Raw genomic sequence first — 12,779 nt, forward strand, 5'->3', positions numbered from 1 at the left:
TCAGACCTTGAAGCCCGACACCGAGCCCTTGAGCTCGACCGCGAGGTCCGCCAGCTGGCCCACCGACACAGCGGTCTGCTGCGTGCCGCGCGCCGTCTGCTCGGTGACTGCGAGGATCTCCTTCATCGCTTCGGCCACGCGCGTCGCGGCCGCGGCCTGTTGCTGCGTGTCGCCGGAAATCTGTTCGATGAGACGCGCCGTTTCCGTCGATACGTCGCCGATCTCGGCCAGCGCCTGACCTGCGGCGTCGGACAGCTGCGCCCCTTCGACGACGTCGCGCGTTGCCGTTTCCATCGCGCCGACCGCATCCTTGGTGTCGGTCTGGATCGTTTTCACGATCGCTGCGATCTGCTTCGTCGCTTCGCCCGAGCGTTCAGCCAGGCGCTGCACTTCTTCGGCGACGACGGTGAAGCCGCGCCCTGCTTCACCGGCCGACGCGGCCTGGATCGCCGCGTTCAGCGCGAGGACGTTGGTCTGTTCGGTGATGTCCGAGATGAGCTCGACGATTTCGCCGATTTCCTGCGACGACTCGCCGAGCCGCTTGATGCGCTTCGAGGTTTCCTGGATCTGGCCGCGAATGTCGTTCATGCCGCGAATCGTGTTCTCGACGGCACCGGCGCCTTTGTGCGCCGAGTCGAGCGAGCGCCGTGCGACCTGCGCCGAGCGCAACGCGAGTTCGGATGATTCGGTCATCGAGCGTGCCATCTGCTGCACGGCGGCGCCCGCTTCCTGGATCTCCTGCGACTGGCGTCCGGTCGCGTCGAGCAACTCGGTCGACGTGCGCTGCGCCGATTCGGTCGCGGCGGTAACGCGGCCCGCAGCGTCGTTGATCCGCCGCACCAGCACCGAGAGTTCCTCGATCGTGTAATTGACCGAGTCCGCGATCGCGCCGGTGATGTCCTCGGAGACGGTCGTGCGCACCGTCAGGTCGCCGTCGGCGAGTTCGCCCATCTCGTTCATCAGCCGCAGGATCGCCTGCTGGGCAAGGTTGTGTTCGTTCTCGGCGTTCTTGCGCAACGCTTCGGCTTCGGCACCGCGCGCAGCGATCTCCGCATTGTTGATTTTCGCCATCAGGCCGAGGATCGCCAGACCGAGCAGCGCGACGACGGCGATCCCGAGTGTCGCCGGAGTCAGGCCGCGGGAGCTCTCGTCGAGGGTGTGGGACAGCGCGCGCACGTGGGTCGTCAGGGCCTCGGAATCACGATAGAAGATATAGCGACCGGCCTGTTTCGCCCGCACGAGGACGTCGATGTTATCGACGATGCGGGTGACTGCGCCGAGAGTGTTCTGCGCGTGCGCCTCGAATGTTTGCAGGCGCGCGCGCGCCGCAGGATCCGTCGTCGCCTGTGTGATCGTGGCGACGAGGTCGACGAGGGCGCGCGCATCCTTGCCGAGCGCGGTAGCCGTTTGCGGTTCGACCGCATTGGGGGCGAGCAGCGCGTTCGCGTTTTTCGTGAGGCGTTGCGTCAACATCACGACGGTGTTCGCCGCCACGAGGTCCGCGTTGGAGGCCTGGGTCTGCAGCTGGACTTGCGCAAGGTGTCGGGCCTGCTCGAACAGCTGTTCGTCTTCCTCGTTTAGCGTCGTGATGGAGTCGGTCAGCGTGAGAAGGGTCTTCTCCTGGTCGAGCAGGCGGGCGGCGTTGCGGGCGGTTTCGCTCCACGCGCCGCGCAGCGCGTCGATTCCGGCTTGTCCGACGGCAGGCACCGGCGGGATTTCCCTGCCGGCGATCGAGCCCCCCTGATCGAGCGTGTCGAGAAGTTCGGCGAAGCGGCTCGTCCCGCTGCGCAGGTCCACGAACGCCTGCGGGTTGCCCTGCAGCGACAGCTGCGCCGCCTTGGCGATCCGTTGCGACAGCGTTTCCATTTCGCCGGCGACGGAAATGTAGGTCGTCACGTTCCCCGATTCGCGGAACTGGTGGAAGATCAGCCCGAGACCCGCGATCGTCGTCAGCGCGAAGGCGATCCCCAGCAGGGTGATCTTTTCGGACGCGGTGCGGGCGCGCTTTTGCCGCGGCGCTTTCCGCTCCTTCGCCGCAGGGCGGCGCAGCAGCGGCGCTTCCATGATCGTGGTCGCGGCCGGCGCGTCCTCGACGTAGGCCGTCCTGGCGATGGTGAAGTCCAGCTTTGGAAGCTTGAGGGCCATGTTCTTGCTCCGCGAGTTCGGATCGTCGTTCAGGGGAAAAACGGGTTTGCGTCAGTCGATGGCAGCGTTCAGGAAGCTGCGATGCGCAAGGAGTTGTGGGACGTCGAGCTTCAGCCACAGACGCTCCCGCGCGTCGCGCAGCCGGCCCTGGACCCATGGCCGCGCATCGTCGCCCCCGTTATGGTCCGGCTGGAAATCGTCGGGGCTGCGCAGGCCGATCGCGTGCGACACGAGCAGCGCGCAATTGGCGCCGTGACGCATGCCCACCAGCAGCAGCCGCGTGGCGCCGCCCGGATCGATCGGCGCGCCATCGTGGAAGGCCGAAAAGTCCACGACGCTGAACAGCGTGCCGCGCACGTTCACGAGGCCGCGGAACCATTCGCATGCGAGCGGCACTGGCACGAGCGGCGGCACCGGCAGGATCTCTCCGGTGTCGGTCAGGTTGATCAGCCAGTTTTCCGTTCCTGCGCGCACGCCCAGCAGCGCGTGGCGGTCACCGCTGCGTGCTTCGGCGAAACGGCGGACGAGGTCTTCCTGGAACTCGCGCAGGCTCAGTCGCTTCGCCATCCGCCTCAGCCCAGCGCCTGGATGCGGACGAGCAGTTCGGCGCCGTCGACCGGCTTCACGAGATAGTCATGCGCGCCCTGGCGCATGCCCCAGATGCGGTCGGTCTCGAGGCCTTTGGTGGTGCAGATGATGATCGGGATCGAGCGGGTTGATTCGCTGCGCGCGATCATGCGCGTGGCCTGGTAGCCGTTGATGCCGGGCATGACGACATCCATCAGGATGAGGTCGGGCATTTCGCTCTTGCTCTTGGCGATCGCGTCCTCGCCGTTTTCGGCCGTGACCACCTGGTAGCCGCGCGCGGACAGCAGCTCGGTCAGGGCGAAGCGTTCGGTCGGCGAATCGTCGACCACGAGAATTTTCTTGATCGTCATTTGTCCCGGTGCTCCCGTGGCGGTCAATCGGTGGTGCGGCTGGCGTGGACAGCTGCCGCCCTGAGCAGGCTGTCCTTCGTGAACGGCTTGGTGAGATATTCGTCGGAGCCGACCATGCGGCCGCGGGCGCGGTCGAACAGCCCGTCCTTCGACGACAGCATGATCACCGGCGTCGCCGAAAGCCGCGGGTTCTTCTTGATCAGCGCGCAGGTCTGGTAGCCGTCGAGGCGCGGCATCATGATGTCGACGAAAATGACATGGGGGCGATGGTCGGCGATCTTCGCCAGCGCATCGAAGCCGTCCTCGGCGAGGAGCACTTCGCAGCCCGAGTGGGTCAGAAAGATCTCGGCGCTGCGCCGGATGGTGTTGCTGTCGTCGATCACCATCACCCTGAGTCCGGTCAGATCCATGACGTCAATCCTTGCTGGTTCGTTCTTGCGGCCCTTCCGCGGCGCAACCGGACCAGGGTCAGGGCCCGCCGTTCCGCCTGGCCTGCGCGGACATTCCGTACACTTCAGATCTCGACCCGCTCGAAGTCTTCCTTGCGGGCTCCGCACTCGGGGCAGGTCCAGTTCGGCGGAAGGTCTTCCCAGCGGGTGCCCGGCGGGACACCTTCCGCGGGCAGTCCGACGGCTTCGTCATAGATGAAGCCGCAGACCAGGCACATCCAGGTGCTGTGTTGCGTGTTGGGCATCTGGCGGCGTGCTCGGCGCGAATTGGCTGTAAAATCCGCCGCATCTTACCGCATTTTCCCTGCCGCGCCAGACCAGCCGGCGTACCCCACTGCAGGTAGCCTGAATAAATGTCCTACGGTACCCTCGACGTTCCGCCTTCCGTGCTCTGTTTTGCCACCAGCGACGCGACCTGCGGGGGCGGCCTGCAGTCCGATGTCCTGACGCTCGCGAGCATGGGATGCCACCCGCTGACAGTGGTCGCGGCGGTCGCGGTGCGCGACACGCGGGGCATCGAGGAGCTCTTCGCGCTCGATGCCGACGCGGTTGCCGCGCAGGCGCGCGCAGTGCTCGAAGACATCCCGGTGCAGGCGCTCAAGCTGGGTTTGGTCGGGAACGTCGAGAACGTCGCCGCGATCGCCGAAATCCTGTCCGACTACCCGGATCTGCCGCTCGTGATGGAGCCCGCGCTGTCGTACGTCGATGGCGACGAAGGCGCGGCAGACGAGATGCTCGCGGCACTGGCCGAACTGGTCCTGCCTCAGGTCACGGTGCTCGTCGCGAGCCGCCACGAAGTGCTGCGGCTCGCGAACGCCAGCCTCGAGGACGCGGACGCCGACGAGCAGCTCCTGCTCGAAGACGCGGTCGCGCACCTGCTTGCGCTCGGCATGGAATACGTGTTGCTGACCGGAGCCGGCGAGCCGGGGCCGCAGGTCGTCAATATCCTGATGGGGGCCGAAGGCGTCGTGCGCACCGATGCGTGGGAGCGGCTGCCGGGACGTTTCCTCGGCGCCGGCGCGACGCTCGCCGGCGCGGTCGCCGCTGCGCTCGCGCACGGCATGGAAGTTCCCGAAGCGGTGCGCGAAGCGCAGGAGTTCACGTTTCAGGCGCTGTCCGGCGCGTACCGGCCGGGGATGGGGCTGGCGCTGCCTGACCGCTTCTTCTGGGCGCGGCCCGAGGAGCGCGACGATGCGTGACCCACGCCTGCGCGGGCTGTACCTGATCACGCCCGATTGTCCCGACACGGCAACGCTCGTCGCGCAGGTCGAGCGCGCGCTCGGCGGGCGGCCCGCGCTGCTGCAGTACCGCAGCAAGCAGCCGGACGCTGCGCTGCGGCTCGGGCAGGCGCGGCAGATCGCGGCGCTGTGCCGCGAAGCCGGCGTGCCGTTCATCGTCAACGACAGCCTCGAGCTCACGCTCGCGACCGACGCGGACGGCGTGCACCTCGGCCGCGAGGACGGCGATCTCGACGCGGCGCGACGCGCGCTCGGGCCGGGCCGGATTCTCGGCGTCACCTGCTACAACGAATGGTCGCGCGCGGTCGCGGGATGTGCGGCGGGCGCCGATTACGTCGCGTTCGGTGCGATGTTCCCGTCGGCGACGAAACCGGCCGCGGTGCGCGCCCCGCTCGAGCTGTTCGTCCGCGGCAGGTGCGAACTCGAGGTGCCGCTCGCCGCGATCGGCGGCATCACGCTCGACAACGCGGCGCAAGTGATCGCGGCCGGCGCGAGTCTTCTCGCGGTCGTCGCCGACGTCTTCGACGCCCCCGATCCGGGTGCGCGCGCCGCCGCCTACCGCACGCTGTTCGACGCCTGACGCGTCCGCTTTTTTTCCCTTCAAATGCCACACGGGTTGCCATCGACATGACCAGCAGAAACGAAGCCCTTTTCCAGCGTGCCCAGAAGTCCATCCCCGGCGGCGTCAACTCGCCGGTCCGCGCGTTCCGCTCGGTCGGCGGCACGCCGCGCTTCATCAGTCGGGCCGAAGGGGCGCGCGTGTGGGATGCCGACGGCAAGGTCTACATCGACTACGTCGGTTCGTGGGGGCCGGCGATTGCCGGCCACGCGCATCCGGCGATCGTCGAGGCGGTGCGCGAGGCGGCGCTCGCCGGGCTGTCGTTCGGCGCCCCGTCCGAAGCCGAAGTCGACATTGCCGAGCTGATCTGCGAGCTGATGCCGTCGATCGAGATGGTGCGGCTGGTGAGCTCCGGCACCGAGGCGACGATGAGCGCGATCCGGCTCGCGCGCGGCTTCACCGGCCGCGACGCGATCGTCAAGTTCGAAGGCTGCTACCACGGCCACGCCGACAGCCTGCTCGTCAAGGCCGGATCCGGGCTGCTGACGTTCGGCAACCCGTCGTCGGGCGGCGTGCCGGCGGACTTCGCGAAGCACACGATCGTGCTCGACTACAACGACCTGCAGCAGGTCGAGGACGTGTTCCGCGCGCGCGGCGGCGAGATCGCCGCAGTCATCGTCGAGGCGATCGCCGGCAACATGAACCTCGTCAAGCCGCTGCCGGGCTTCCTCGAAGGGCTGCGCCGGCTCTGCACCGAATACGACGTCGTGCTGATTTTCGACGAAGTCATGACGGGCTTTCGCGTCGGCCTGCAAGGTGTGCAGGGGCTCTACGGCATCACGCCGGATCTCACGACGCTCGGCAAGGTCATCGGCGGCGGGATGCCGGTGGGGGCGTTCGGTGGGCGGCGCGACATCATGGAGAAAATCGCGCCGCTCGGCCCGGTGTACCAGGCCGGCACGCTGTCGGGCAGCCCGGTCGCGGTCGCCGCGGGCCTCGCATCGCTGAAATTGCTGCGTGAACCCGGCTTCTACGAAAACCTCAGCGCGCGCACGACGCAGCTCGTCACGGGGCTCGCCGCGGCGGCGACCGACGCCGGCGTGACGTTCAGTGCCGACTCGGTCGGCGGCATGTTCGGTGTGTATTTCAGCGCCGCCGTGCCGAAGTCCTTCGCCGACGTCATGGCATCCGATCGCGACGCGTTCAACCGCTTCTTCCACGCGATGCTCGACGCCGGCCACTACTTCGCGCCGTCGGCGTTCGAAGCGGGTTTCGTGTCGGCGGCGCATACCGCTGCCGACATCGACGGAACGATCGCGGCGGCGCGCGAAGTGTTCGCGCGTCTCGGCTGAACCGGACGGCTGCCCCCGTCCCGCCGCCTGTGGCGGCGGCGCGGGATCACAGCAGGAACAGCGTCGCGAGCCCGAGGAAGATGAAGAAGCCGCCCGAGTCGGTCAGCGCGGTGATCATCACCGAGCCGCCGATCGCGGGGTCGCCGCCGAGGCGCATGCGCAACATCGGGATCACGACGCCGGCCGCAGCGGCAAGCAGCAGGTTCAGCATCATCGCGGCTGTCATCACGGCGCCGAGCGACGCGCTGCCGTAGAGCCACCACGCGAGCACGCCGAGCAGGCCGCCCCACACGACGCCGTTGAACAGCGCGACGCCGATCTCCTTTTTCATCAGGCGCTGCATCGCCGACTGTTCGACCTGGCCCATCGCGATCGCGCGCACGATCATCGTGATCGTCTGGTTGCCGGAGTTGCCGCCGATGCCGGCGACGATCGGCATCAGCGCGGCGAGCGCGACGAGCTTCTCGATCGAGCCTTCGAACGCGCCAATCACGCGCGACGCGATGAACGCCGTGACGAGGTTCACCGCGAGCCACGCCCAGCGGTTCTTCACCGAGTCCCACACCGAAGCGAAGATGTCCTCTTCCTCGCGCAGACCGGCGTGGCTGAGGATCTCCGCTTCGGACTCCTCGCGGATGAAATCGACGACGTCGGCGACCGTCAGCCGGCCGATGACGCGCCGCTCGCGGTCGACGACCGGCGCGGACACGAGGTCGTAGCGCTCGAACGCCTGCGCCGCGTCGTCGGCTTCGTCGTCGGGCTCGAAACTGATGATGTTCTCGCGATGCATCGCATCCGCGACGGTCATCTCCGGATCGTTGATCAGCAGCGACTCGAGCGTCAGGATGCCTTTCAGGTGATCGTTGCGGTCGATGACGAAGAGCTTGTCGGTGTGGTCGGGCAGCTCCTCGAAGCGGCGCAGGTAGCGCAGCACGACTTCGAGCGTGACGTCCTCGCGCACCGTCACCATGTCGAAATCCATCAGCGCGCCGACCGATTCCTCCGGGAATGACATCGCCGCGCGCAGCTGTTCGCGGCCTTCGCTGTCGAGCGCCTGGAAGACGTCCTGCATGACTTCCGGCGGCAGGTCCGGCGCGAGGTCGGCGAGCTCGTCGGCGTCGAGCGTCTCCGCCGCGGCGATGAGCTCGTCGGGGCGCATCGTCTCGATCAGCGTCTCGCGCACCGCGTCCGACACTTCCAGCAGGATTTCGCCGTCGCGATCGGCTTTGACGAGGTCCCAGACGAACAGGCGGTCCTCGGGCGGCAGCGCTTCGAGGATGTACGCGATGTCGGCCGGGTGGAGCTTGTCAAGGCGAGTCTGCAGCTCGGCCAGGTGCTGCTTGTGGACGAGGTTTTCGACGAGCTCGTGGCGCGGCATGTCCTGCCGATGGACGAGTTCTTCCACCACCTTGTGGCGCGACAGCAGCGCCTGCACTTCGCGCAGGTGCTGCTGGATGTCGTCCGGGTGGAGCTCGTCTTGCGCGCTCATCGGCGCCTCCGGGGCGGGTGTGGAGTCGGGTGGGGTCAGGGCGTAAGGCGCGAATTCTACGGACTTCGACCCGCCCTTGCGACCCCAGATCCCGCAAAATGCTGCGCTGCCGCGAAAGTTCGTCGCAGCTGCTCGTCGACGCCCGCGACCACGGTGCCGAGCGATTCCCGGGAAGGCGGTTTCAGGGCACCGTCGCGTAGCCCATCCGTGACCGGATCCGCTGGGCATGGGCTGCGAGGCGCGGTCCGAACTGCTTCTCGTAGCGCCGCGGATTCGGCAGCATCACTGCCAGGCGCGCGGCTTCGGCAGGGCCGAGGCGGCTTGCCGCGACGCGGAAATAGCGTCGCGCCGCGGCTTCGCAACCGAAAATCCCATTGCCCCATTCGACGACGTTGAGATAGACCTCGAGGATGCGACGCTTGCTCCACACCGCTTCGATCATCACCGTGATGAGTGCCTCCTGGGCCTTGCGGAAGTAACTCTTCGACGGCGACAGGAACAGGTTCTTCGCGAGCTGCTGGCTGATCGTCGAGCCGCCGGCGACGGCGCGGCCCTTGCGCTGGTTCTTCTCGAGCGCGCGCTGCATGCCTTCCCAGTCGAAACCGTCGTGGTCGATGAAAGTGTCGTCCTCGGCAGTGATCACGGCGCGCTTGAGGTGAATCGAGATGCGTTCGTACGGCACCCACTCGTGCCGCAGTTCCACGTCCGGCCGCTTCGCCTGCAACTCGTCGAGGCGCAGCTGCATGAAGCTCGTGCTCGACGGATTGAAGTGGCTCCACCACAGCACGAGCGTGAAAATCCACAGCTGGTACAACAGGAACAGCGTGGCCAGCGCCAGCAGCACCCAGCCTGCGCCGCGCAACACGGTTTTCATTCGCCGGCGAGCTGGCGGCGCAACGCGGCGAGCACCGCAGCGGTATCCGGTCTTACGCCACGCCACAGCAGGAAGCTCTCCGCCGCCTGCTCGACGAGCATGCCCAGGCCGTCAGCCCGCTGGGTGACGCCGTCGTTGCGGGCCGCGGCGAGGAAAGGCGTGTCGCCGCGCCCGTACATCATGTCGTACGCGAGCGCGTTCGCCGCGTACAGCCCGGGAGGCAGCTGCGGCGCTTCGTTGGCGAGGCTGGCGGCGGTCGCGTTGATGACGACGTCGAACGCCCGCCCGGTCAAGTCGATGAAGCCACACGCGTCGAGCGCGACGTCCGGCGCGTGGCTGCGGAACGCCGCAGCCAGCGCGTGGGCCTTGGCGACGCTGCGGTTCGCGAGCGTCAGCGATGCCGGGCGCTCGGCGAGCAGCGGCAGCAGCCCACCGCGCGCCGCGCCGCCCGCACCGAGCAGCAGGATGCGTTGCCCTTCGAGCGGGCGATCGAGGTTGTGGACGAGGTCGCGGAGGAGACCGGCGCCGTCGGTGTTGTCGCCGAAGATGCCGTCGGGCCCGAACGCGAGCGTATTGACGGCGCCGGCGGCGCGCGCACGCGGCGAGCACCGCTCGACGAGCGCGAACGCTTCGAGCTTGAACGGCACGGTGACGTTCATGCCGCGACCGCCGGCACGGCGAAAGCGCTCGACCGCGTCGCGAAAGCCGTCGAGCGGCGCGAGCAGCGCCTCGTACGATAGTTGCTCCCCGGTCTGCCGCGCGAACTCGGCGTGGATCGCCGGCGAGCGGCTGTGGGAGATCGGGTTGCCGATGACGGCGTAGCGGTCGAGGGTCACTGGGCGATTACCTTGTCGGCGTTGGTGAAAGTCCAGGTGCGGGCGATCTCGAGGATGTCGGTGTCGCTGCGGATGTCGCCGGGAAAAGGCGCGAACGGCGCGGCCAGCCGGACGATGCGTTTTGCCGCTTCGTCGAGGACCGGCTCGCCCGACGAGCGCTGGATCTCGACGCGCTCGATCGAGCCGTCGGCACGGATCGCGACGACCAGCAGCAGGCTGCCGTACAAGCGCCCGCGCGCCGCTTCCGGATAGTTCAGCGTGCCGACGCGCTCGATCTTGTGGCGCCAGTCCTCGACGTACTGCGCGAAGCGGTATTCCTTCGTGCGCGCGCCGATGAACTTCTTGCGCGGGCGTTTGGCGTAATCGTCGAGCTGCCGGCCGATCTCGGCTTCCAGGCGCGCGACGGTGGCGGCGCTGTTGAGCAGGTCGAGCCCGGACGGCGTCGCGGCGGGTGCCGGCGGCGCCTCGCTGGTGCGCGGCGGGGGGCGGGAGACTGCCGTCGCGGCTTTCGGCTGCGTCAGCACGCGGCGCTCGACCGGCGCGCGCGGGGCGACGCGCTTTCTCGCTTCGACGGGCGTGTCGCCGTCGCGGCGGACTTCCTGCGGCGGCAGCGGAGTCTTCGGCCTGACTTGCCGGTCGCTGTTGCCGCCGCCGTCGACGTTCGCCTGTGCAAGCGCGTCGGCTTTGTCGGGCGCGCGCGCGTGGCGGGCATTGACGAGGACGACTTCGAGCCCGGGGTCGCGATTCGGCGGGCGCACCGGGAGCGTGAAACTGATGCTCAGGACCAGCGCATGCAGCAGTACCGAGACGGCGAGCGCCAGCTGCAGCCGACGCGCGTCCCGCCCCGCGCCGCCGCTCAGCTTCGCCAGCGCGCGCAGGGCGCTCGCGGCGGGCTTCGGTCGGCGGAGGGTCGGGCGGCTCGACATTGCGCAGCCGGCTCAGCTTTCCAGCGCGGCGTCGGCGGCCTCTTCCGGAGTCGGCTCGGCGAGCGTCTCGACGTAGCGCGCGCGGACATCGACGTCGAGCACGTCGCTGTCCTCGATCGTCAGGCGCACGCGGCTGCCCGGCAGCTGCACCGGCAGCGACGGCACTTTCAGCAGCAGCGGAATCGTCTCGAGGCGCACGAGGTTGTCGCGCAGCACTTTGCCGTCGACCGCGATGCCGGGCTGCTGGCGCAGCCAGCGCAGGCACCAGTAGCGCTCCATCTGGCGCTGGAAATCGGCATATGCGGCGTAAGTCAGTTCGAAGTCGCGCAGCGCCGCCATCAGGTCCGCCGACTTCGGCGCGAAGGCCGGCGGTTCGTGGCGCAGCACCGAGATGATCTGCCACTGGTTGATCATGTCGACGTAGCGGCGCAGCGGCGAACTCGACCACGCGTAGCAGTCGACGCCGAGGCCGTCGTGCGGCGCAGCGACCGTCGTCATGCGCACTTTGCCGCCGCTCTGGGCGCGATAGAGGCCGGGCACGCCGGCTTCGTCGAGCAGCTTGCCCCACGTCGCGTTCGCCAGGATCATCATCTCGGCGACCAGCTTGTCGAGCGGCGAACCGCGCCGGCGCTGCGTGATCGTCACGTAGCCGGCGCCGTCGGCGGTCTCGGTCTGCCAGTCGACGTAGAAGTTGAAATCGACCTGGTTCTGGTTCGATTCGGCCTTGCCGCGGCCGGCTTCGAGCACCGTCGCGAGGTCCCACAGCAAAGTGAGCTCGCGCTTCCACGCGAAGTCGAGGCCGTCCTGTTCGTGCAACACCTGCTCGTTGAACAGCGGCTCGATATCGTGGTGGCGCAGGTTCGCGACGATCGGCACGCGCTCGACGCGGCTCTCGTGCCCGACGATCGCCAGCGCCGCGGTGACGTCGAGGTACAGCGACACTGCCGGACAGTCGCGTCCGGCAGCGAGCGTGAACGCTTCGACGACGGCGTCCGGCAGCATCGTGATCTTGTTGCCCGGCATATACACCGTCGACAGCCGGCGGCGCGCGATCGCGTCGAGCGACGATCCGCGCGCGAAGCCGAGCGCCGGCGCGGCGATGTGGATGCCGATACGCCAGCCGCCGCCTTCGCGCGGCGTCACCGAGAACGCATCGTCGATTTCGGTCGTCGTCGCGTCGTCGATCGAGAACGCGGCGACATCGGCGCGCGGCAGTTCGGCCGGATCGTGCGGCGGCTCGAAAGGCGGGAACGCGACGCCGTCCTCGAAATATTCGAACAGGAAGCGGTGATAGTGGAAATCGTAGCTCGACGCGAGCGCGCCGCACTTGAGCAGCAGCCGCGGCGCCGACAGGCCGGCGTCGACGCACGCCGCCTCGAACGCCTTGGTTTCGATGCGGTTGCGGTCCGGACGGTACAGCAGCTGCGGCAGCATGCCTGCGAGTTCCGCGGGCAGGCGTCCGGCGACGAGTTCGCTGCGCATGCGCTCGATCGCTTCGGCCTGCTGACGCTTTTTTTCCAGGCCGGCGAGCGCCGCCTGCAGGATCTCGGCGGGAGCCTTGCGGAAACGCCCGCGCCCCTTGCGGTGGAAATAGATCGGCGCCGAGTGCAGGCGCAGCAGCACCGCAGCAGCTTCGACCGCGTTCGGCGTGTGGCCGTGGTACTCGGTGGCGAAGTCCTGGAAGCCGAACTCGCCGTCGCCGCACACTTCCCACAGGAAACCGGTGTCCAGTTCCTCGGCGTCGGCCGCGGCGCGTTCGAGCAGTTCGCCCGGCGCGGGCTCGCGGAACTGCAGCAGCACGTGGCTGCTTTTCAGCTTCACCCGTTTGCCGTGAGAGGTCTCCACCTGCAACGAGGAGTCGTTATCAGCGAGAACCGTCCCGGCCTTGAAGGCCCCGTCCTCTTCGAACAGCACAAACATCGGCTACCGCCATCAATGAGCAAGCCCGACAGTTTAAAGGATTCGGTCGCAGC

General features: G+C 68.1%; 13 protein-coding genes. 3 read left to right on the forward strand and 10 right to left on the reverse strand.

Annotated features, from left to right (window positions below; genetic code table 11):
- The 5 genes from GO608_RS12030 to GO608_RS12050 form a co-directional block, all read right to left on the reverse strand.
- Positions 1-2,145, reverse strand: a complete 2,145-nt coding sequence (locus tag GO608_RS12030; protein WP_169199111.1) for a methyl-accepting chemotaxis protein — start codon at positions 2,143-2,145, stop codon at positions 1-3.
- 51 nt (positions 2,146-2,196) lie between these two features.
- Positions 2,197-2,712, reverse strand: a complete 516-nt coding sequence (locus tag GO608_RS12035) for a chemotaxis protein CheW (RefSeq protein ID WP_169199112.1) — start codon at positions 2,710-2,712, stop codon at positions 2,197-2,199.
- 5 nt (positions 2,713-2,717) lie between these two features.
- Positions 2,718-3,083, reverse strand: a complete 366-nt coding sequence (locus GO608_RS12040; protein ID WP_169199113.1) for a response regulator — start codon at positions 3,081-3,083, stop codon at positions 2,718-2,720.
- 23 nt (positions 3,084-3,106) lie between these two features.
- Complete coding sequence (locus tag GO608_RS12045; RefSeq protein ID WP_169199114.1) at positions 3,107-3,493, reverse strand: response regulator; 387 nt, start codon at positions 3,491-3,493, stop codon at positions 3,107-3,109.
- A 104-nt stretch (positions 3,494-3,597) separates the two neighbouring features.
- Positions 3,598-3,750, reverse strand: a complete 153-nt coding sequence (locus tag GO608_RS12050; protein ID WP_211159447.1) for a rubredoxin — start codon at positions 3,748-3,750, stop codon at positions 3,598-3,600.
- A gap of 135 nt (positions 3,751-3,885) precedes the next feature.
- Between GO608_RS12050 and thiD the strand changes: the two genes are divergently transcribed.
- The 3 genes from thiD to hemL are packed head-to-tail and all read left to right on the forward strand — an operon-like array spanning position 3,886 to position 6,681.
- Positions 3,886-4,731, forward strand: coding sequence for a bifunctional hydroxymethylpyrimidine kinase/phosphomethylpyrimidine kinase (thiD, locus tag GO608_RS12055; RefSeq protein WP_169199116.1), 846 nt, complete (start codon positions 3,886-3,888; stop codon positions 4,729-4,731).
- On the forward strand, positions 4,724-5,350 hold the full coding sequence (gene thiE / locus GO608_RS12060) for a thiamine phosphate synthase (RefSeq protein ID WP_169199117.1): 627 nt from the start codon (positions 4,724-4,726) through the stop codon (positions 5,348-5,350). The genes thiD and thiE overlap by 8 nt, the downstream gene beginning before the upstream one ends.
- 47 nt (positions 5,351-5,397) lie before the next feature.
- Positions 5,398-6,681, forward strand: a complete 1,284-nt coding sequence (gene hemL / locus GO608_RS12065; RefSeq protein ID WP_169199118.1) for a glutamate-1-semialdehyde 2,1-aminomutase — start codon at positions 5,398-5,400, stop codon at positions 6,679-6,681.
- Positions 6,682-6,727: 46 nt separating this feature from the next.
- Here the strand turns inward: hemL and mgtE are convergent, their stop codons facing one another.
- From mgtE to GO608_RS12090, 5 genes are all read right to left on the reverse strand, one after another.
- On the reverse strand, positions 6,728-8,170 hold the full coding sequence (mgtE, locus tag GO608_RS12070) for a magnesium transporter (protein ID WP_169199119.1): 1,443 nt from the start codon (positions 8,168-8,170) through the stop codon (positions 6,728-6,730).
- 181 nt (positions 8,171-8,351) lie between these two features.
- Positions 8,352-9,044: a monofunctional biosynthetic peptidoglycan transglycosylase gene (gene mtgA / locus GO608_RS12075; protein ID WP_169199120.1), complete on the reverse strand. Its 693-nt coding sequence runs from the start codon at positions 9,042-9,044 to the stop codon at positions 8,352-8,354.
- Entirely contained in the window at positions 9,041-9,880 is an 840-nt protein-coding gene (aroE, locus tag GO608_RS12080; RefSeq protein ID WP_169199121.1) for a shikimate dehydrogenase, read from the reverse strand. The genes mtgA and aroE overlap by 4 nt, the downstream gene beginning before the upstream one ends.
- Positions 9,877-10,806, reverse strand: coding sequence for an energy transducer TonB (locus tag GO608_RS12085; RefSeq protein WP_169199122.1), 930 nt, complete (start codon positions 10,804-10,806; stop codon positions 9,877-9,879). The genes aroE and GO608_RS12085 overlap by 4 nt, the downstream gene beginning before the upstream one ends.
- A 12-nt stretch (positions 10,807-10,818) precedes the next feature.
- Positions 10,819-12,726, reverse strand: a complete 1,908-nt coding sequence (locus GO608_RS12090; RefSeq protein ID WP_169199123.1) for a ribonuclease catalytic domain-containing protein — start codon at positions 12,724-12,726, stop codon at positions 10,819-10,821.
- Positions 12,727-12,779: the final 53 nt, after the last annotated feature.

The sequence above is a fragment of the Aromatoleum buckelii genome (genome assembly GCF_012910785.2).
In the GTDB taxonomy this organism is placed as follows: Bacteria; Pseudomonadota; Gammaproteobacteria; order Burkholderiales; family Rhodocyclaceae; genus Aromatoleum; species Aromatoleum buckelii.

What these genes read in the sequence shown, in the direction of transcription:
- GO608_RS12085 (WP_169199122.1), bottom strand. Translation starts at nt 10,806, where the DNA reads ATGTCGAGCCGCCCGACCCTCCGCCGACCGAAGCCCGCCGCGAGCGCC.
- GO608_RS12040 (WP_169199113.1), bottom strand. Translation starts at nt 3,083, where the DNA reads ATGACGATCAAGAAAATTCTCGTGGTCGACGATTCGCCGACCGAACGC.
- GO608_RS12090 (WP_169199123.1), bottom strand. Translation starts at nt 12,726, where the DNA reads ATGTTTGTGCTGTTCGAAGAGGACGGGGCCTTCAAGGCCGGGACGGTT.
- GO608_RS12050 (WP_211159447.1), bottom strand. Translation starts at nt 3,750, where the DNA reads ATGTGCCTGGTCTGCGGCTTCATCTATGACGAAGCCGTCGGACTGCCC.
- thiD (WP_169199116.1), top strand. Translation starts at nt 3,886, where the DNA reads ATGTCCTACGGTACCCTCGACGTTCCGCCTTCCGTGCTCTGTTTTGCC.
- hemL (WP_169199118.1), top strand. Translation starts at nt 5,398, where the DNA reads ATGACCAGCAGAAACGAAGCCCTTTTCCAGCGTGCCCAGAAGTCCATC.
- mgtE (WP_169199119.1), bottom strand. Translation starts at nt 8,170, where the DNA reads ATGAGCGCGCAAGACGAGCTCCACCCGGACGACATCCAGCAGCACCTG.
- thiE (WP_169199117.1), top strand. Translation starts at nt 4,724, where the DNA reads ATGCGTGACCCACGCCTGCGCGGGCTGTACCTGATCACGCCCGATTGT.
- GO608_RS12035 (WP_169199112.1), bottom strand. Translation starts at nt 2,712, where the DNA reads ATGGCGAAGCGACTGAGCCTGCGCGAGTTCCAGGAAGACCTCGTCCGC.
- mtgA (WP_169199120.1), bottom strand. Translation starts at nt 9,044, where the DNA reads ATGAAAACCGTGTTGCGCGGCGCAGGCTGGGTGCTGCTGGCGCTGGCC.
- GO608_RS12045 (WP_169199114.1), bottom strand. Translation starts at nt 3,493, where the DNA reads ATGGATCTGACCGGACTCAGGGTGATGGTGATCGACGACAGCAACACC.
- GO608_RS12030 (WP_169199111.1), bottom strand. Translation starts at nt 2,145, where the DNA reads ATGGCCCTCAAGCTTCCAAAGCTGGACTTCACCATCGCCAGGACGGCC.